General features: G+C 70.0%; 19 protein-coding genes. 12 read left to right on the top strand and 7 right to left on the bottom strand.

Annotation, left to right across the window (positions count from 1 at the left end):
* The first annotated feature begins 109 nt into the window (after positions 1-109).
* Together ACFYE3_RS18585 and ACFYE3_RS18590 are read left to right on the top strand one after the other, a co-directional pair.
* Positions 110-259 carry a hypothetical protein gene (locus ACFYE3_RS18585; RefSeq protein ID WP_387611820.1) on the top strand — a complete coding sequence of 50 codons (150 nt, stop codon included), beginning with the start codon at positions 110-112 and terminating at the stop codon, positions 257-259.
* Between the two features lie 93 nt (positions 260-352).
* Positions 353-2,137 carry a thiamine pyrophosphate-requiring protein gene (locus tag ACFYE3_RS18590; protein WP_387611823.1) on the top strand — a complete coding sequence of 595 codons (1,785 nt, stop codon included), beginning with the start codon at positions 353-355 and terminating at the stop codon, positions 2,135-2,137.
* 377 nt (positions 2,138-2,514) lie between these two features.
* Here the strand turns inward: ACFYE3_RS18590 and ACFYE3_RS18595 are convergent, their stop codons facing one another.
* From ACFYE3_RS18595 to ACFYE3_RS18605, 3 genes are all read right to left on the bottom strand, one after another.
* Positions 2,515-3,153: a vitamin K epoxide reductase family protein gene (locus ACFYE3_RS18595; RefSeq protein WP_387611826.1), complete on the bottom strand. Its 639-nt coding sequence runs from the start codon at positions 3,151-3,153 to the stop codon at positions 2,515-2,517.
* 250 nt (positions 3,154-3,403) lie between these two features.
* Positions 3,404-3,895 carry a hypothetical protein gene (locus ACFYE3_RS18600; protein WP_387611829.1) on the bottom strand — a complete coding sequence of 164 codons (492 nt, stop codon included), beginning with the start codon at positions 3,893-3,895 and terminating at the stop codon, positions 3,404-3,406.
* Positions 3,892-4,341 (bottom strand): cupredoxin domain-containing protein, encoded by a 450-nt coding sequence (locus ACFYE3_RS18605; protein WP_387611831.1) that lies wholly within the window; start codon positions 4,339-4,341, stop codon positions 3,892-3,894. The genes ACFYE3_RS18600 and ACFYE3_RS18605 overlap by 4 nt, the downstream gene beginning before the upstream one ends.
* 502 nt (positions 4,342-4,843) lie before the next feature.
* Between ACFYE3_RS18605 and ACFYE3_RS18610 the strand changes: the two genes are divergently transcribed.
* Positions 4,844-5,158: a hypothetical protein gene (locus tag ACFYE3_RS18610; protein ID WP_387806181.1), complete on the top strand. Its 315-nt coding sequence runs from the start codon at positions 4,844-4,846 to the stop codon at positions 5,156-5,158.
* 274 nt (positions 5,159-5,432) lie between these two features.
* On the opposite strand, the gene ACFYE3_RS18615 is transcribed toward ACFYE3_RS18610, so the two are convergent.
* Both ACFYE3_RS18615 and ACFYE3_RS18620 read right to left on the bottom strand, forming a co-directional pair.
* Positions 5,433-6,125: a class F sortase gene (locus ACFYE3_RS18615; protein WP_387611837.1), complete on the bottom strand. Its 693-nt coding sequence runs from the start codon at positions 6,123-6,125 to the stop codon at positions 5,433-5,435.
* A gap of 33 nt (positions 6,126-6,158) precedes the next feature.
* Positions 6,159-6,938: a hypothetical protein gene (locus ACFYE3_RS18620; RefSeq protein ID WP_387611840.1), complete on the bottom strand. Its 780-nt coding sequence runs from the start codon at positions 6,936-6,938 to the stop codon at positions 6,159-6,161.
* A gap of 683 nt (positions 6,939-7,621) precedes the next feature.
* On the opposite strand from ACFYE3_RS18620, the gene sigK reads away from it, so the two are divergent.
* The 6 genes from sigK (at position 7,622) to ACFYE3_RS18650 (ending at position 13,414) form a co-directional block, all read left to right on the top strand.
* Complete coding sequence (gene sigK / locus ACFYE3_RS18625) at positions 7,622-8,290, top strand: ECF RNA polymerase sigma factor SigK (RefSeq protein WP_387611843.1); 669 nt, start codon at positions 7,622-7,624, stop codon at positions 8,288-8,290.
* Positions 8,287-9,150 (top strand): anti-sigma factor, encoded by an 864-nt coding sequence (locus ACFYE3_RS18630; RefSeq protein WP_387611846.1) that lies wholly within the window; start codon positions 8,287-8,289, stop codon positions 9,148-9,150. Before sigK ends, ACFYE3_RS18630 begins: the two co-directional genes overlap by 4 nt.
* Positions 9,151-9,253: 103 nt before the next feature.
* Positions 9,254-9,868 carry a hypothetical protein gene (locus tag ACFYE3_RS18635; RefSeq protein WP_387611849.1) on the top strand — a complete coding sequence of 205 codons (615 nt, stop codon included), beginning with the start codon at positions 9,254-9,256 and terminating at the stop codon, positions 9,866-9,868.
* A 195-nt stretch (positions 9,869-10,063) separates the two neighbouring features.
* Positions 10,064-11,536, top strand: coding sequence for a PepSY-associated TM helix domain-containing protein (locus ACFYE3_RS18640; protein WP_387611851.1), 1,473 nt, complete (start codon positions 10,064-10,066; stop codon positions 11,534-11,536).
* A gap of 220 nt (positions 11,537-11,756) precedes the next feature.
* Positions 11,757-12,551, top strand: a complete 795-nt coding sequence (locus ACFYE3_RS18645; protein WP_387611854.1) for an acyl-ACP desaturase — start codon at positions 11,757-11,759, stop codon at positions 12,549-12,551.
* Positions 12,548-13,414 carry a hypothetical protein gene (locus ACFYE3_RS18650; RefSeq protein ID WP_387611857.1) on the top strand — a complete coding sequence of 289 codons (867 nt, stop codon included), beginning with the start codon at positions 12,548-12,550 and terminating at the stop codon, positions 13,412-13,414. Before ACFYE3_RS18645 ends, ACFYE3_RS18650 begins: the two co-directional genes overlap by 4 nt.
* A 295-nt stretch (positions 13,415-13,709) precedes the next feature.
* Here the strand turns inward: ACFYE3_RS18650 and ACFYE3_RS18655 are convergent, their stop codons facing one another.
* Complete coding sequence (locus ACFYE3_RS18655) at positions 13,710-14,525, bottom strand: hypothetical protein (protein WP_387611860.1); 816 nt, start codon at positions 14,523-14,525, stop codon at positions 13,710-13,712.
* A gap of 448 nt (positions 14,526-14,973) precedes the next feature.
* Here ACFYE3_RS18655 and ACFYE3_RS18660 point away from each other — a divergent pair, with 448 nt between their 5' ends.
* Complete coding sequence (locus ACFYE3_RS18660; RefSeq protein WP_387611863.1) at positions 14,974-15,426, top strand: nuclear transport factor 2 family protein; 453 nt, start codon at positions 14,974-14,976, stop codon at positions 15,424-15,426.
* A 42-nt stretch (positions 15,427-15,468) separates the two neighbouring features.
* Entirely contained in the window at positions 15,469-15,684 is a 216-nt protein-coding gene (locus ACFYE3_RS18665) for a hypothetical protein (protein WP_387611866.1), read from the top strand.
* A 15-nt stretch (positions 15,685-15,699) separates the two neighbouring features.
* Here the strand turns inward: ACFYE3_RS18665 and ACFYE3_RS18670 are convergent, their stop codons facing one another.
* Positions 15,700-16,800: a YeiH family protein gene (locus tag ACFYE3_RS18670; protein ID WP_387806184.1), complete on the bottom strand. Its 1,101-nt coding sequence runs from the start codon at positions 16,798-16,800 to the stop codon at positions 15,700-15,702.
* Positions 16,801-16,812: 12 nt separating this feature from the next.
* Between ACFYE3_RS18670 and ACFYE3_RS18675 the strand changes: the two genes are divergently transcribed.
* Complete coding sequence (locus tag ACFYE3_RS18675; protein WP_387611872.1) at positions 16,813-17,703, top strand: LysR family transcriptional regulator; 891 nt, start codon at positions 16,813-16,815, stop codon at positions 17,701-17,703.
* Positions 17,704-17,896: the final 193 nt, after the last annotated feature.

The raw sequence follows: 17,896 nt of genomic DNA on the forward strand, positions 1-17,896 counted from the left end.
GGTGCCAGCTGACCCGCGTTTCCATCGATGACGACTACGTGAGTGAGCACGCCCAGATGAGTCTTCCCCTCACGCTCCATTCAACGCCCCCCGCCCCTGTCGACGGCACGTGAAAACTGACCCCGTGGCGGCCGGGCGGATTCCGACCCGGGCCCCCTTCGTGACTCAGCGGGAGCCCCTGGAGGACGTGGTCGAGGCCTACCTGCACTTCGACCGCCGCGACGAGGGTTGGCTCAGGACCGTCCTCAGCACCGGATGACGGCCGAGACGCTTCGCCACGTGTGAGGCACCCGAGGGACAGCTGTTCGGGCGGCCGCAGCACCGATCAAAATGCGCTACGAGGAGGACCGAGATGGGCAATGTCGCCGATGGGATCGTGGACCGGCTCCGAGCCTGGGGAACGCACCGGGTGTTCGGCTACGCCGGGGACGGGGTGGACCCACTGCTGGCCGCACTGGCACGGGCTGAAGAAGACATCGAGTTCGTCTCCGCCCGGCACGAGGAGATGGCTGCGTTCATGGCCGTCGGCCACGCCAAGTACACCGGGGAGGTCGGGGTGTGCCTGGCCACCCAGGGTCCCGGGGCCGTACACCTGCTCGCCGGGCTCTACGATGCAAAGCTGGACAGCAAGCCCGTTGTGGCGATCGTCGGGCAGGTCGTCACCACGGCGCAGGGCAGCGGGTACCAGCAAGAGGTGGAGATTTCCACCTTGTTCAAGGACGTCTGCGCCCAGTACGCCCAGACCGTGACCACCCCGGAACAGGTGGAGGCCGTGCTCGACAACGCGTTCCGCACCGCGATCGCCACCTCGAGCCCCACCTGCGTGATCGTGGCCCACGATGTCCAGCAGGCCGAGGTCCCGGAGAAGGAGCACGCCCACGGGATCGTTCCCAGCGCACCGGTCACCGCTGTCCCTCGGATCATGCCCAGTGAGGAGGATTTGGACCGCGCGGCACGGTTGCTCAACAGCGGTGAGCGTGTGGCGCTGCTGGTGGGCCAGGGTGCCGCCGGCGCCGCCGCGGAGGTGGTGAAGGTGGCCGAGCGGCTCGGCGCCGGGGTGGCGACCTCGCTGCTTGGCAAACCCGTGGTCGACGAGTCCCTCCCGTACGCGTGCGGGGTGATGGGGCATTTGGGCACCACGGCCGCGACGGACCTGATGGCCGGGTGCGACACGCTGCTGATCGTGGGCAGCAATGACCCCTGGACGGAGTTCTACCCCGCCCCCGGGCAGGCACGGGCCGTGCAGATCGACATCAGTGCCCGCAACCTGAGTGCGAAGTACCCCGTCGAGGTGGCCCTGGCCGGGGACGCCACGGAGACCCTGCGCGCCCTCCTGCCCCGGCTGCAGCGCCCCGACACGTCGTGGCGTGAGGAAGTGGAAGGCATGGTCGACACCTGGCGGCAGGTGGCCCAGGCCCGCTGCGCCGAGCCGGCGGAGCCCCTCAATCCCCAGGCCGTCGTCGCGGCCCTGTCCGACCACCTGCCGCCGGACGCCCAGGTCGCCGTCGATGTCGGTTCGGTCGTCTACTGGTACGCCCGGTTCCTACGCCTACCGCCCGGGGTGCCGGCGCACCTGTCCTCCACCCTAGCGTGCATGGGCTCGGCCATGCCTTACGGGCTGGCCGCCAAGCTGGCCCGTCCCGACCGGCCCGTGGTGGCACTGGCCGGGGACGGGGCCATGCAGATGAGCGGCAACGCCGAGCTCATCACCCTTGCCTCCCGCTGGCGGGACTGGGCCGACCCGCGCTTCGTCGTGCTGGTGCTCGCCAACGGTGACCTCGCCGAGGTCTCCTGGGAGCAGCGTGAGATGGAGGGTGATCCCCGCTTCCCCGCCTCCCAGGACGTCCCGGCGTTCCCCTGGGCCGACTACGCCCGCCTGCTCGGCCTGAACGGCATCCGGATCGACCGGCCCGAGGACATCGACGAGGCCTGGACCACCGCCCTGGCCGCGGACCGGCCAACGGTGATCGAGGCGATCGTCGACCCCGGCACTCCTTTGCTGCCCCCGCGGGCTTCGAATGAGCAGGTGGAGCAGATGCTCACCGGTCTTGAGCAGGAGGGCAACGAGGCGGCTGCACAACAACTGCGCCGGCAACAGGAACAGGAACGCCATTTGAACAGCGAATCGTCACCGTAGGTCCCCAGAGGGGTACCACGTAGGTGTCTTACGGGAACCAGCTCGCTCTTTCTGCCGGTGAGCCGACGTCACCACGGTCGTGCAGGACGAGTGCGGTGACGTCGTCGGGAGCAGGTGCGGGCGGTGGTTTCTCGTCGTTACCGCACCCTTGTCGACCGTCGTTGAGATTCGTCCATCCCATAGATATCCGCCCCCCGACATACCGCACAGCAGCACGCCCACGCTGACCGATCGACGAGTCTGCGGCTGACCTGGCTCGGCTACGACGACGAAGCGCCTGACGGGGGCCGCCTCACTTGAGGCGTAACGTGAAAACGTGCCCTGTGGACAGGTGACCTAGGCTCGAGTCGCTGACCGATCGATCTTGAGCTTGTTTCTCACAGGCGGGTGAAGGCGGTGAAGAAGCGGAAGAACACCGAGGCTGCCGCCGCGACGTAGCTGAGGGCCACCAGCATCCAGGCCCACTCGGACGCGAAGCGCACCAGGGCCGCCGGGGCGGGGATGATGCCGTGGGCGAGGTTGCGCACGGTGAGCAGCAGGAACAGCGGAATCATCGCGGCCCACACGATCATGCAGTACAGGCACAGGACATAGATCGAGAACAGCGCCTGGGACCACAGCCAGATCACGAACACCGCCCCCAGGGTGACCCCGACCTGCAGCCCGACCCAGTACCAGCGCCCGAACCTCGCCCCGGACAGCAGCGCCATGGCGGTGGTGAGGACCACGGCGAAAGCGACGATACCGAGCAACGGGTTGGGAAAGCCGAACAGCTCCGACTGCCAAGTGCCCATGACCTGCCCGCAGGAAACCCACGGGTTGATGTCGCAGCTGGTCACATATCCCTGGTCTCGATAGAGGGCCAAGCGCTCGAGCACCAGCACGGCCGAGGCGACCCACCCGATGATCCCGGGGATCAGCAGCAGCACGGCGAAGGGCCGGTGGCGGGCGAAGGCCGGCAGATGCGATTCGGGCCGGGTGCCGTGGGGGTAGTCGACGGTGGTGGGTTCGGTCATGGTGAGTTCCTTGATGGCGGTTCGACCGGCGGTGGTGTCGCAGTGGGCGGAACAGGCGCCGCGGTGTTGGGTGATGTGGTGTCGCGACCCGCACGGGCGGGAGGCTATCGAAGGGACGTTGACGGAGGGATGCGTGCACAGGGACGTAGCACTGACCGGTCGGGCACCCCGCAAGGTCCCCGACCGGCCCACTCTCTTCTGCTGCTCGGGTCACGGCGCTTCGGGCCGGTGCTGATCAAGGAAGGTCCGGCTAGGGGATGGAGCGGTGCTCCGGAGACACATCCTTGTGCTCCGGGTGGGCCCGTGCCCGGCTCAGGAGCAGGTACCCAACACAGGCCAGGGCTGCAGCGAGGGCCTCTGCTACGGCGGTGAGCGTCTTGGCGGGATACCAGACGGGTTCGTACATCGCCGGGAGCGGGCCGATCGCCGGCAGCGGCACGTACCGGGTGATCAGCACCGCGGCCAGCGCGGACAGCGCCGTGAGCGCAGCGATCAGGTAGGCGGGCCGGGTGCCCCGCACCAGGACGTAGAGAGCCGCGGCAAGGGAGGCCACCGCCTGCAGGCGGAACAGGGTGCCCTGCCCGATCCCCTCATGGGGCCCCTGCTGGTACCCGGGGGCCAGTTGCAGGTGGATGACGGCGGTGACCACCAGCGCGGCCGCGATCAGCACCCGCAACAGGAGCATCAGGGCTCGGTGCGGCACGTCGGCGCCGGCGCGGGTGGGCCCGGCTGTCCGGGTCATTGGACGACCAACGTGGCGGACATCTGGGGGTGGTAGGTGCAGATGATCGGATACTCCCCCGGCTCCTCGGGGGCGGTGAAGGTGACGGTCTCACCGCCTGCGGCGATGGCGTTGAAACCCCCTGCGTTCTCGGCGGTGACGGTGTGCGGGGCGGCGTCCTCGTTGATCACCGTGACCGTGGCCCCGGGGGCGACCGAGTCGGGGAGCTCGTACTGGAAGTCCTTGATCGTGATCACGACCTCCTCCGCGGCGGCAGGTGCTGCAGTGGTGGCCGTCGGTGCGGAGGAGGCCGGTGCGGCCTGCGCGGAGGACGGGGCGGTGGAGGCAGCACTCGATGCCGGGGTCTCCGGCGTGGACCCGGATGGTCCGCTCTCGGCGCCGCAGCCGGTGAGACCGGCCGCAGCCGCTACCACGGTAAGGCTGAGGATTGTCTGTCGGAGGTTCATGGCTGTTCCTTTCGAAGAACACGGGCGGGCGCCGTTGGCCCCGGGCCCGGCCGGACCGGCCACCACGCTCGGCGTGAATGCCGGGGCGGTCCACTCACTGCTGCTCGGGTGACGGGGCAATGACCCCGACCTCTTACTGGGAGGCGGCGTTTTGTGGTGCTGAGCCCTACACCTGTTGTTCGCAGCGGTGGCGCGCACGGACGGGTCTCCCGGCGATGTTCTTCTCCTCCTTGCCCAACGGGCTCTGTCAGGCGCGGCCACGGCACTGGGATCGCCCCGGGGAACCGGCCGGTCCGGGGAACATTGCCGGTGGCCACACCCCGTCCACGGACCGGTCCGCTCCGAACTACTGATGAACAACCGGTACCCGTCGACGACGGGACGAATCCCGGGGCGCCGGTGAAGGAGACCCGACATGATGTCGCAGGCACCAGTGCAGGAGCGTCCACGACGAGCCGAGGAATCGATGCCGCGACAGGCTCGGGACGGTACCACCGCACCCGTGGACCCCGCTGCTGCCCGGCGTGCGTGGGACCTACGCCCCGGGGACCACTTCCACGGGCGCACCATCGCCGACGTCCACGGTGTGGTGGGACTGGCCTCCACCCCGGTGGTTGTCATCTCCTTCACCGGACCCGGCACCGAGCAGCACAGTCAGGCACGGGTCGCGGCGACCTGCACCGATACCGACCGTGGCCACGACCGGCTGCGGCCCCTGGCCCGGCACTGGGTCCGGGAGCACGGTCTGGTCGAGGGCCAGGCCGTGGACCTCGCCCGGCTCAGAAGCGATGTCCTCATCGCCATCACCTCCGCCTGAGTCTCGTGCACGGCCGGGTGGAGCTCACGGCCTGAGCACGGGGGCCGAGGGCGAAGGTCGCCCCCGGTGACGGACCCTCCCTGCTCCGAATGCAGGGTCCGCGGAAAGGGGGTAGTGCCCCTCGGTCGAGATGGTGGGAATCCGGTGCCGGAAACCACCTCGGGGTGCGGTGGTGGTTCTAGGCGGTGGGAGCGGCAGATGGTCCGTCGCGGAGCAGGGTGAGCAGTGCTTCCTGGGTGCCGGTGCAGGCCAGTGAGTTCTCGAGCCGAACGGGTCAGGGGGTGAGGGTGGCGTAGACGACGTAGTTGTCGTCGAACTCCCCGGTGGCCGGGTCGTAGCCGTCGCAGGTGATCAGCCGCAGCTCGGAGGCCTCCGTGTTGCCGTAGACCTCGAGGGTGGGAAAGTCGTCCTTGCCGTGCTGCTCGCCACGGTCGACGGCGAACACCGCCGTGGTGCCGTCCTGGCGGGTCACTTCGATCCGGTCGCCGGGTGTCAGGGCGCGGAGGTCGGCGAAGATCCCGGGGCCGCCGCCGGTGGCGTTGACGTGGCCCAGCAGCACCGCGGGGCCGCGTTCGCCGGGGGTGGGGGAGTCGGTGTACCAGCTGGCCGGGGAGCCGGGTGGCTCGGGTGGGACCTCGAGTGAGCCGTTGTCGCGCAGTCCCAGGTGCAGCAGTTCGGACCCGGTGCCGGTCGCCGGGATCGTCAGGGACACCGGGTCGGAGGCGGCCAGCACCGGTGGTTGTTCGGGCGCAGGGGTGGCCGCCGCAGTCGGGCTCGAGGCGGTCAGTGCCGGGGTGCTCGTCGGGGTGGCCTCGCTAGCCGGGGTGCTCACCGTGGCCGACGGGGCCGAGCTGGTGATCCCGGCCTCCGGGGCCGCGGTGCCGGTGCACCCGGTGAACAACAAGAGGGCAGCGGCCGCCGCGCAGGTGGTGACACCTGCGCGGCGGCCGTACCGGGATTCCGTCATGGGAATCGGAGCCTCAGATCAGCTGAGGAGAGCTCAGACGCGGGCGGCTCGCCGGCGCAGGGCCCAAGCGGCGCCGGCGGCGGCCGCCAGGATACCGCCGCCGAGCGCCGCGGTCTGGGTGGTGGAACCAGCCTCCTGGGCCACTCCGGTGTCAGCCCCGCCCTCGGGCATCGCGCCCATCTGGGCGGCCGTCAGGGTGCCGCACGCGGCCGGCAGGGTCGCGGCCGCCGGCAGCGCCGGGTCCAGATCCGACATCTTCTCGGCGGCCGCAGCCGGCATCTTCGCCGGGTCCACGCCGTGGACCACGATCACCGCGGTGCCGCTCTTGAGGGCCTCGGTGGTGGGGGCATCCAGCTCGAAGGTCCGCTCGTAGGAGTACGCACTGCCGCCGGGGAAGCGCTCCACGGCCAGCCCGGAGTCGGGGCTGGTGTCGCCCTCCGTGGTCAGCGAGGTGCCGATCATCCCGTAGAAGGGGTGGCCCTCGGTGGTGTTGACCACCCCGTCGCCGTCGGTGTCCGCCTCCGGGCCCGGGCAGGTGCCCTGGCCCTGGATGTGGATGTGCTGGGCGTGCGGGAAGGGCCCGTCCATGAAGGTCTCGGCCGCACCGGAGACGTCCACGGTGACGGTGGCCTGGTTGCCCTGGACGTCGACCATGGCCTGGCCGGTGGTGCCGGAGTTGTTGAGGGTGTTCAGCGTGGCCTGGGTCGACCAGGAGTCATGGCCGTGATCGGCGGCCAGGGCGGGGGCCGCCGAGAGGGCCAGGGCGCTCAGAGCGAGGGTGGGAACGGCGAGCAGACGCATCTTCGTGTTCATGATCTGTTCCTTCGTCGTGCTGGGTTCGCACACTGGGGTGTGTGCATGGGGGGTTCGGAGCCAATCACTCCCCGGATGGGTAGGCCTGGAAAAAAACTTTGAAAAGAGTTCCCCCGCAAGACTCCCAACCCGCGGAAATGCCTACGGGGTCCGCCAATGCAAGGTGTGGGAGGGGGCCCAAAGGTGATCAACTCCAACTTCATAAGCCCTCTTACGATCAGGGCCGTTCACGAGTGTAACCACTATCACACCAGGTGGGGAAGGGCTGGAACACCTCGGGTTTTCCAGACTGTCTCGACAACGAGGAAGGGGGGGCAGAGCCCCCGGTCCGGGGTTCCCCTGGAGGCGAAGGCGGCCGCGGCCCCTGATTTGCGCCTGCCGCGCGACTCTGCCGTCGGTCCGGGGCATGCCCTCACTCGGTCTGTTCCTGGAGGCGTCAGCACAGGCGTACCCATCCATTGCGTGGTCGGTGGCGAACAGTAGACGTGAAGAATCCGTCTCCGTCCCTGGCCTCCGGCAGTCACGGCCGGACCCTGCCCGGCAGGACCCCTCCGGGGCAGGGCCGGCGGACAGCGGCGTCGATGGCGGACCACCGTCGGGGTGTGGCAGTGTTCACACCGAACATGTCCCCGTCCACGTCCACGACGGGGCACGGGTGTCCAATGGATGAACGGGGGGATCCGATGACCGGACCCCGACCCGGCTGGGGAGATCGCCAGGACCGGCCCCTCGATGTGCCGAGCCACTCCCACCTCGACGACCAGCCCCAACCTGCCTATGGGCCGGCGGCCTCCAGCGACGACGCAGAAATCGATCTTGCGGAATTGCTGCGGCGCAGCGTGAACGGTGACGACGCCGCCTTCGCCGCCCTCTACGACGCCACCTCCGCGAAGGTCTACGGGATGACGGTGCGGGTGTCCCGCTCCCCGGAGATCGCCGCCGAGGTCACCCAGGAGGTCTACCTGATGGCCTGGCAGCAGGCCTCCCGCTTCGACCCAGCCCGCGGCACGGTGCTGGGATGGTTGTGCACCCTCGCCCACCGCCGGGCCGTGGACCGAATCCGGCAAGTGGCTCCGGAAAGGGACCGGGAACAGACCTATGAGAACCGCCGGGCGGAAACACCGGCGGATGAGACCTGGCAGGAAGTCGAGCAGGCCATGGACACCCGCGAGGTGCGTGCCGGTCTGGAGGCCCTCACGCCGCTGCAGCGCGAATCCGTGGCACTGGCCTACTATCAGGGGTGCACCTATCAGGAGGTGGCCCAACGCCTGGGCATCCCCTTGGGCACGGCCAAGGCCAGGATCCGCGACGGCTTGAAGAACCTCGGGTCAGCATTGGGGGTGCGGCCGTGAACGACATCCACGACCACCACCTGGACACCGGTGCCGTCCATGATCTGGCCGCCCTCTACGCCGTGGACGCCCTGGAGTCGGCCGAACAAGCCTTCTTCGAGACCCACCTCCCAGGATGCCCCCGGTGCCAGGCGGAACTGGCCGACTACGCCGAGGTCACCGCCCACCTGGCAGAAGCGATGGCCCAACAACCACCGCCCGCCTTGCGCGCCACCGTGCTGGATGCCATCCACCACACCCGACCCCTGCCGGCCGTCCCAGAGGAGGCGCCCGCCGAGGGCGGACGGGCCTTGGCCGGTACGGGGACGAGCCCTGGGATCGCGCCGGCCAGAGGAGCCCTTCCCGACACCGCCACCGGCCACCCCGGGGCCGAGGTCGTGTCCCTGGACGCCCATCGGCGTCGCCGCCACCGTCGCCTGCTGGCCGCGGCCGCGGCCGCCGTCCTCGTCCCCGGAATCGCCCTGGGCGGGTGGAGCCTGGGGATGCAGTCGGAGCAACGACAACAACAGCAGCTCCTCGCCCAGGAACAGGACCGGGAGAACCGATTGCTGGCCGCCCCTGACGTCACCACACACCGGATCGAGGTGGAGGGCAGAACCGCCACCCTCCTCGTGTCCCAGGAGCAGGACACCGCCCTATTCATCTCCACCGACCTGCCCGACCCCGGGCAGGGGCGGGAGTACCAGCTGTGGCTGATCCGTGAGGACACCCCGGTCCCGGACGTGCACTTCACCGGCGGACAGGTACGCACCTGGCTGGACGGCGACGTCGCCGATGCGGCAGCAGTGGCCATGACCGTGGAGCCAGCCGGGGGCTCCACCACCCCCACCCTGCCGGTCGTGGCCGCCACCGAGATCTGAGGCCGGCCAGGCCATGACCGCCCGGACCCCGCCGCGGACACAAGCCGGAGCACGACAGACCCCGCGACCACAGAGGCAGGAGAAGCTCAAGGAGCAGCAGCGGGTGAGTTCGTTCGCCCGCGTGGTGCGCGGCGGGCTCGCTGGTGCCCTGTCCGCATCGTTGGCGGCGGCCTCGCACTTCGCCGTGGACAAGGCGGCACCGGAGCCGGTGGTCGTGGTGGCGGCGGTGGCCGCAGCGGTGGGGGTGTGCGTGCTGCTGGCCGGGCACCGGATGGGTCCGGTGCGTCTGGGCTCGGCGGTGGCCATCAGCCAGGGGGCCTATCACCTGCTGTTCTCCCTGCCTGGCGGGAACACCGTAGGGGCCGCGGCCCACTTCCCGCGAGGAGGCGAGCCGGCGCACGGCCACACCCATGCCCCACTGGGGACAGTTCCCCCCGACCCCTTTCCGGTTGAGACCGCCCACGACCCCATGCTCGTCCTGCACCTGCTGGCCACGGTCGTGACCTACCTCCTCCTGCGCCACGGGGAGCAGGCGTGGTGGGCCCTGGTCGATGTGCTGGGCACCCCGATCCGCCGGTTGCTGACAGTGGCACTCCCTTGGGTGGCAGCCCGGCGTCCCCTCGGGCGACCGGACCGGTCCTTCCACTACGCCCTCCACGATCTGGGCTGCGCCCTGGAGATCGTCACCCCGAGGGGCCCACCAGTCGCGGTGTTGTGAGTCTTCACCCCTTCCCCGCGGGAGCGGCACGCCGCCGTTGCCCGGGGCGGGGCCCCCCACACACCTCGAGGGACCTGATCGGTCGTTCTCACCGGTTTTCACCTGTGCGATGCCACCCCGCTCATGCCACAGGGCACGCTGACCACGCGCGGTCACCAGCGGCCACCCTCGACCTCTCCGACAGGCGAACCCACCATGCCCACTACCACCACCACACACCTCGACCCCCACACACCGCCACCACCCCGACCGCCGACCCCGACACGGTGGGGGCGGCAGCTGCTGCTGCGGCTGCACTTCTACATCGGAGTCTTAGTCGGCCCGTTCCTGCTCGTCGCCGCGCTCTCCGGGGCCCTCTACGCCCTGAGCCCGCAGCTGGAGCGGGTGATCTACGCAGAGGCCCTGACCGGCACCGTCACCGAGCGGCCCCTGTCCCTGGACGCCCAAATCACCGCCGCCCAGACCGCCACCGGCCTGGACGCCTCCCCGGCCGCCGTGCGCCCGGCCGAACCCGGGTCCACCACCAGGGTGATGTTCACCGACCCCGCCCTGGGGCCCTCCGAGCACCGGGGCGTGTTCGTGGACCCCGGCACCGGGGAAGTGGTCGGGGACCTCACCGTCTACGGCACCAGCGGATCCCTGCCGCTGCGCACCACCATCGGCGAACTCCACCGCAGCCTGCTGCTGGGCGAACCCGGTCGGCTTTACAGCGAACTGGCCGCCTCCTGGCTCGGCGTCATCGCCCTGACCGGACTGGGCCTGTGGGTGGCCCGCTGGCGCACGGCCCGCCCCGGGCGCCGCGCCCGGGGCCTGCTGTTCCCCGACACCGCCACCACGAACAAGTACCGGCGGGCCCGGTCGTGGCACGCCGCGACCGGGGTGTGGCTGGGCCTGGGGTTCCTGTTCCTCTCCGCCACCGGGCTGACCTGGTCGACCTACGCCGGGGCCAACGTCACCGAGCTGCGCTCCACCCTGGGCTGGACCACCCCGGTGCTGGAAAAGACCCTGGACCCGGCCCAGACACCGGCGGGCGCCCCGGACGAGCACGCCGAACACGCCGATCACCAGGATCACTCCGCCAAGCTCGAGGCGGCCGATCCGGACATCGGATCCTTCGACGCCGTGCTGGCCACCGCCCGGGACGCAGGCATCGACGCGACCCAGACGGAGATCACACCCGCTGCCGAGGCCGGTACCGCCTGGACGGTGGCCGAGATCGACCGGTCCTGGCCCACCCAGCTCGACACCGTGGCCGTGGACCCGGACACCGGGCAGGTCAGCGACCAGGTGCGCTTCACCGAGTACGGGATCATGGCCAAGCTCGCCCAGTGGGGCGTGGCCGCCCACATGGGGGTGCTCTTCGGGGTCGTCAACCAGATCGTGCTGGTCACCATCGCCCTGGGACTGGCCGCGATGGTGATCTGGGGGTATCTGATGTGGTGGCGCCGCCGCCCCACCCGCGCCACCGGCTTGACCTTGGGAGCCGCCCCGGCGCGTGGGGCGCTGACCCGGGCCCCGTGGCCCGCGGTGGCCGGGATCGCTGTGGTCGCGGTGGGTCTAGGGGTGTTCTTCCCGCTGCTGGGGATCAGCCTGGCCGCCTTCCTGGTCCTGGACCTGATCCTGGGCGCTGTGGCCACCCGGCGGAACAACCCCGGAACGAGCCCCTGATGTGAGAGGACCGCATCGGTGGGAGCTCCCCGGGTCGGGACCGAGGCAGAGCGATCATCGCGCCGACCGGAGGTCGTGCCCGCACCCATCCGCCGGCCCGTCGGCTCCGAACAGGAGATGACACAGCCACAACGAGCACCGTGCGGACGAACACCACCGGCCCACCCCCACGAAAAAGGGGCCGCCTGGTGCGGCGCGCGAAAAGGGGAGACGAGCCACCATGGCCTTCGACATCGACAAGTACGCCCGCGAGGCCACTCCCGTGAGCTGGGAGGACCTCGACTACGAGGTGTTCCGCGACAACCCTCTGCCGGCCGACACCCTGCGCACCCTGCGCTACATGTGCGAGATCGAGTTCCACACCGTGTGCTACCTGCGCGACATGCTCGTCAGCCCCTCCCGCAAGGACCCCGAGGTCGGCACCTTCATGACCTCCTGGAACTGGGAGGAGATCTGGCACGGGGAAGCCCTGGCCCACGTGCTGGCCCTGCACGGGATCACGGTGGCCTTCGACGAGATCAAGGCCAAACGGGTGAAGCTCGGGTGGCGGGACCGGCTCAGCCCCGTCAAGCAGTCCCTGCTGTCCAACATCGTCGGGGCAGACTTCGTGGCCGTGCACATGCTCTGGGGCTCCATCAACGAACGCTCCACCGCCGCCGGCTACAAACGCCTCGCCACCCTGGAGGACAACCCGGTGCTCACCGCGCTGCTGCGCCGGATCGCCGCCCAGGAGGCCAAGCACATCGCCTTCTACACCACCCAGGCCCGCACCCGGCTGCAGGACAACCCGCGCGCCCAGAAACTGGCCCGCCTGGCCCTGCGCACCGCCTGGCAGCCCGTCGGCTCCGGGGTCTCCCCCGAGGCCGAGGTCGACCACGTCCTGCGTCACCTGTTCTCCGGACCCAACGGGCGCAAGGAGATCGAGGCCATCGACCGGCACATCGCCAAACTGCCCGGCATGGAGGGGCTGACGCTGGTGGCCGAGGCCCTGGACGCCCGCGGGGTGCCCGCATGAGCGCCCCCTCGGCCTTCGACGTGCGCGCCTACATGCGCGACCCCCACGTCCTGCGCCCCGCCGATCTCGAGCCGCACGTGATGGGAACCCTGTCCGCCCCGGTACTGGAGGCGCTCACCTATCTGTGGCAGGTGGAGCGCACCGCCCTGGGCCGGATGCGCGACGTGCTCATCACCCCCACCCACGCCGAATCCCGGGTCACAGCCTTCCTCAGCACGTGGTCCTATGAGCAGTACTGGTTGGCCGAGACCCTGCACACGGTGCTCGCAGCCAACGGCCGTCTCCCTCAGACGCCGGTCGACACGGCCCTGGGCGGACTGCGCCGGACCTGGGACGATCGGGCCCGGCCCACCGTGGACGCCATCAACACCAACCTCATGGGCGCGAACGTGGTAGGCGCCCACATGGTCACCGGCTGGCTGGACACGGCCGTGTTCGCCCTCGCTTACCGGCGGCTGGGCGCGGCCGAACCGGCGCTGGGCGAACTGGTCGGCGCCGTCGTGCGCCTCAAGGCCCGGCACCGGGCTTTCTACGCCGAAGAGGCCACCGATCGTCTGGCCCATAGTGCCACCGCCCGGCGGATCACTCGGACCGCCGTTACCCTCTGGCGCTTCCCCGGCACCCGCTACGCCGGTCCCGGACCGGCCCGAGCCGCTGTCCTGCCCCTGCTCACGGATCCGGCCAGCCGCCTCGCTGTGGAGGAGATCGACGATGCGGTTGCCGCGTTCCCCGGCCTGAGCGGCGCCCATCCACTGTGCACAGCCCTCGGAGCTGGGCGTGGTGACTCCAGGTCGGGGTGCCGGCACGGGCGGGCCCCGGAAAGCGCACCGGCCGCGCTAGCCAACGACCCTGGCCGTATCTAGGCCATGGAAGGGCCGGCACGAGTTCGACCGGCGCAATACTTGCATGAGCTTCTAGCAACCCCGGGATGTCCCTGTCCGGGCATGGACCCACCACCACAGTGCCCCATCCGCTGACCGGATGGGGCACTGTGGATTTGGGGAGGAGAGGCGTCGTCGTCACAGCAACTCAGTGCTCGACTCGAACCGGGGCAGGCGGCACACCGCCGCTGACCGGATTACGGGCCGTCACCGGCCGCAGTGCGAGGCGATCGCCACCGCCCCTCGGAGCAGGTCGATCGCCCCCGGCCCGGTCGGATCACCACTGCTGGTGGCTGTGGTGCTTGTGGTCGCGCCCGTGCTTCTGGTGGTCCTCGCCTCCTTGGTGCTGCTGGTGCCAGCCCCCATTGTCGGAGTACCAGGAGACGTGCTGGTGGTTCTGGTCGTGGTGGTTCTTCCCGTGGCCGTGGTCCTTCCGGTGGTCCTGTCCATGGCCGGCCCGGTCCCCGTCGTCTTCGGCGACGATCTTGCCGCACAGCGCCGGGGAGGTCGCCGCCAACGGCAGCGCCGGGTCCAGGTCGCTGGGCGCGGCCTGGGCTTCGGTCGAGAGCGTGGCCGGGTCCAGACCGTGGACCACCACCACGGCCCGCCCGTCCTCCAAGGCCTCCCGGGTCTCGGCGTTGAGCTTGATGTCGCGCTGGATCTGATAACTGCTGCCCATTCCGGCTAGCGCCAGGTTGAGTCCTTCCTCGGGCCCGGTGGCCCCGCTGGTGGTGAGCGTGGTGACGATCCCGCCGTAGGAGGGCGCGCCCTCGGTGGTGGAGATGACCCCGTCGGCGTTGATGTCGGCGATCCCGCCGGGGCACTCTCCGGCGGCCTGCTCGTCGGAGTGGATGTGCTGGACGTGCGGGTAGGGCCCGTCCATGAAGGTCTCGGCCAACCCGGAGACCCGCAGGTCCACTGCGGCGTGGCTCCCGTGCACGTCCAGGGACAGGCTGCCGGAGCCGCCACTGCCGTTGATCTCGTTCAGGGTTGCCCGGTAGGAATCCTGGGCGGCGATCGCTGGGGCCGAGGCCATGGTCAGGGCACCCAGGGCCAGAGTGGGGACAGCAAGGTAACGCATCTTCGTGTTCATCGGAGGCTTCTTCCGTAGAGCCGATGTCGCACGTCGACGGCGTGCGTACCAGGTGTTCGGAGCCGACCCCCGTTTGGACGGGTGACGTGGGGAAATACCGTCAAAATGGTTTTCGCGGTGCGTTGCTGGCCCGGTCGCGGACGGAAGTCACCGGCTCTCGGGATCCTGCCCGGACATACCTGGTCCTCAGCAGGTATCCCGAGTGGTCGCGGAATTGCAGCACCGCATCCACGCCCGTGCTGCGAACAGTTGTTCCTCACCGGTCGTGCCGGCGCGTCATGAGAAAGGCTCATCGTGCGGCCCGTTGTGGAACACCGGCCGACTCGACGCGGTCCAGGGGCGTACGGAAGGGAACCCCTGCTGCAACGCGGTCCGCCGCTAACCGGGCCATATGTAAAGCGGTCCCCGCCACTGGCGGGCGCATCTTGCGCCCCGGAAGGATGGGCACATGAGCACTTCTGATCAGCCGCGCCCACCGCTTCCGCCATTCACCCACGAGAGTGCCCTCGCCAAGGTCCAGGCCGCCGAGGACGCCTGGAACAGCCGTGACCCCGAGCGCGTCGCCGGCGCCTACTCCGTCGACACCGAGTGGCGCAACCGCGACCAGCACCTCCGCGGGCGTGCGGAGGTCGTCGCCTTTCTCACCGACAAGTGGGACCACGAGCTCGACTACCGCCTGCGCAAGAACCTCTGGTCCTTCACGGACCACCGGATCGCAGTCCGGTTCCAGTACGAGTGGCACGACACCGACGGGCAGTGGTGGCGCTCCTACGGCAACGAGCTGTGGGAGTTCGACGCACTCGGCTACATGCGCCGCCGCGAGACCTCCATCAACGACCTCGCCATCGGAGAGTCCGACCTGCGCATCACTCCCGGTGAGGGCGAGCTCCCGGTCTGGTGACGACGGCGGGAGTCCCTCCCCTGCCACTCAAAGCATCCGCGGATGGCCAACCTTGTGGCTGGCCATTCCTGGGTCCGGGGAACGACATGGCTCACGCCAATGCCGCTGGCCCTGAAACACAGTTTGACCGTTGCCGGCCTGGTCGTCGACGGCGGATGGCCGAGCAGCAAGGTCGCTGCTCGATTCCAGGTCTCGTCACCGACCGTGACCCGTTCGCACAATTTGCGTCACCCGACGATGCCCGCATGGGAACGGTGACCGGGGCCCCGGGAATCAGGAGGCCAGCAACACCCCGGTCAGTGCCGTAGACGCCACGATGACGGTGGAGACCGCTCCCAGGACCACCGGGCGGGCGCCGACCTTCAGGAGTGATCGCACCCGCACGCCCAGCCCCAGGGCGAACATCGCCGTGGCGAGGCACATGCTCTCGAGGGTCTTGGCGCCCTCCAACACCGCAGCGGGCACCAGCCCCGTGGAGGCGAGCATCATCATTCCCACGAAGCCCACGACGAACAGCGGCACCAGCGGGGGAAGGGTGCCGGCGGGCCCATCCGCGGCACCGGCGGCGCGGCGAACCTGCCAGGCCAGCACGGCCATGACGGGGGCGAGCATCAGCACGCGTGCGAGCTTGACGACCACGGCCGCAGCCAGAGCCCCAGGACCCAAAGTGCCGCCGATGGCCACCACTTGGGCCACCTCGTGAGTGGCAGCGCCCGCCCACAGTCCCGCCTGGTTCCCGTCCAGGCCGAGCAGCCCGGACAGCAGCGGGACCGAAGGGATCATGAGGGTGCCGAAGAGAACAACCAGACCCACCGCCACGGCCACGTCCTCCTCCTCAGCGTCGGTCGCCCCTTCGACGGCGGCCACCGCCGCGGCCCCGCAGATGGAGAACCCGCAGACGATGAGCAGCCGCTGAGCCGGTGGCATCCCCAACCGCTTCCCGACCCAGAGCGTGGCCAGGATGCCGACCCCCACCGTCGCCACCACGGTGAGCACCATCGGCGCGCCCAGCCCGAGGATCTCCTGCAGACCGACCTGCAACCCCAGCAGCACGATCCCCGCCCGCAGCACCGGCTTGGCGGCCAGCGCGACCCCAGGGGCCAGCAGCGCCGGCACCGCCATAGTGTTCGCCACCACCGCGCCCAGCACGATCGCCACCAGCAACGCACTGAGCCCCGGCAAAGCGGACGCCATCACGGTGGCGACGGCCATGCCCACGGCGCAAAACGCCAAGCCGGGAATCCAGTGCCCACGGGCGCCTCGCCCGGTAATGGAGGCAGGGGGATCGATGCTGGCTGGGGCAGGGGAATCCATGGGTTCCATCCTCCCCGGCGTACAGTACGGCCACCAGTCGTCAGTTCGGCCTAAGGGCATATCATCAGTGATATGGAGTGGCCGGATCTGCACGCGTTGGAACTGCTCGTCGCCGTGGGTGAGCTGGACAGTCTCAGTGCGGCTGCCCGCCGCACCGGCACCGCTCAGCCCAATGCCAGCCGGACGGTGGCACGCCTGGAGCGGCGCTGGGGGGTGCGCCTGCTGGAACGCTCGTCCCGGGGATCGACCCTCACCCCGCAGGGCCGGCAGCTGGCGAACTCGGCCGAGCGCGTACTGGCCCGCTGCCGCCAGCTGCAGCAGGAAGTGGAACGGTTGCGCGGTGCCGCGGCCGGGCACGTGACGGCAGCCGCCTCGATCACGGTGGCCGAGTACCTGGCCCCGGCCTGGTTGGCGCAGTTCCGCCTCACCCACCCCGAAGTCGAACTGCGGCTACAGGTGTGCAACTCGACCGAGGTGCTGCGCCGGACCACCGCCGGGGAGGTCGACGTCGGATTCGTGGAAACACCCCAACTGCCGCCGGGACTGGGCGGGGCCACCGTGGCCGTGGACCGGCTACTGCTCGTGGTCACCCCCGACCACCCCTGGGCGGCGCGCCCCGGGGGGATCGATGCCACCGAACTGGCCGCAGAACCGCTCGTGGTGCGCGAGAGCGGCTCCGGAACCCGCTCCACCCTCGACCAGGCATTGGCCGGGCACAAACTGGTGCCCCCGGCCATGGAGCTCAGCAGCAACGCCGCAGTACTGGGGGCAGCCCGGGCCGGAGCGGGCCCGGCCGTGCTCAGCGAGCTGGTGGTGCGCGCAGAAGTAGAATCCGGACGGTTGCGCACCGTCCCCGTATGCGACAACCAGCTCGAACGAAGGCTGCAGGCGGTGTGGCGCCCACCCCTGCCCTCCGGCCCGACGGCAGACCTCGTGGCTATCGCCGTCTCCGCTTCTCCCTGACTACTTGAACGGCCCGGACAGGAACCCTCATCGCGACGCCTCTGCTGCAACTGCCGTGACCGAGACCGCCGCTAAGCGGGCCATATGTAAAGCCGAAGGGTCCGGGTGGGTCTCCACTCTGGTGCCCACGGTGGCTCCTTCGCTGGTCGGTCGTCTCCATGACTTAGGTGGCGCCCCGGCCGCAATGGGGGTG

The sequence above is a fragment of the Kocuria arenosa genome (genome assembly GCF_042879215.1).
GTDB classification, from domain to species: Bacteria; Actinomycetota; Actinomycetes; order Actinomycetales; family Micrococcaceae; genus Kocuria; species Kocuria arenosa.

Coding starts and splice junctions, on each gene's coding strand:
- ACFYE3_RS18620 (WP_387611840.1), bottom strand. CDS start 6,938: ATGAACACGAAGATGCGTCTGCTCGCCGTTCCCACCCTCGCTCTGAGC.
- sigK (WP_387611843.1), top strand. CDS start 7,622: ATGACCGGACCCCGACCCGGCTGGGGAGATCGCCAGGACCGGCCCCTC.
- ACFYE3_RS18615 (WP_387611837.1), bottom strand. CDS start 6,125: ATGACGGAATCCCGGTACGGCCGCCGCGCAGGTGTCACCACCTGCGCG.
- ACFYE3_RS18590 (WP_387611823.1), top strand. CDS start 353: ATGGGCAATGTCGCCGATGGGATCGTGGACCGGCTCCGAGCCTGGGGA.
- ACFYE3_RS18665 (WP_387611866.1), top strand. CDS start 15,469: ATGGCCAACCTTGTGGCTGGCCATTCCTGGGTCCGGGGAACGACATGG.
- ACFYE3_RS18595 (WP_387611826.1), bottom strand. CDS start 3,153: ATGACCGAACCCACCACCGTCGACTACCCCCACGGCACCCGGCCCGAA.
- ACFYE3_RS18645 (WP_387611854.1), top strand. CDS start 11,757: ATGGCCTTCGACATCGACAAGTACGCCCGCGAGGCCACTCCCGTGAGC.
- ACFYE3_RS18650 (WP_387611857.1), top strand. CDS start 12,548: ATGAGCGCCCCCTCGGCCTTCGACGTGCGCGCCTACATGCGCGACCCC.
- ACFYE3_RS18605 (WP_387611831.1), bottom strand. CDS start 4,341: ATGAACCTCCGACAGACAATCCTCAGCCTTACCGTGGTAGCGGCTGCG.
- ACFYE3_RS18670 (WP_387806184.1), bottom strand. CDS start 16,800: ATGCCCTTAGGCCGAACTGACGACTGGTGGCCGTACTGTACGCCGGGG.
- ACFYE3_RS18655 (WP_387611860.1), bottom strand. CDS start 14,525: ATGAACACGAAGATGCGTTACCTTGCTGTCCCCACTCTGGCCCTGGGT.
- ACFYE3_RS18600 (WP_387611829.1), bottom strand. CDS start 3,895: ATGACCCGGACAGCCGGGCCCACCCGCGCCGGCGCCGACGTGCCGCAC.
- ACFYE3_RS18640 (WP_387611851.1), top strand. CDS start 10,064: ATGCCCACTACCACCACCACACACCTCGACCCCCACACACCGCCACCA.
- ACFYE3_RS18660 (WP_387611863.1), top strand. CDS start 14,974: ATGAGCACTTCTGATCAGCCGCGCCCACCGCTTCCGCCATTCACCCAC.
- ACFYE3_RS18675 (WP_387611872.1), top strand. CDS start 16,813: ATGGAGTGGCCGGATCTGCACGCGTTGGAACTGCTCGTCGCCGTGGGT.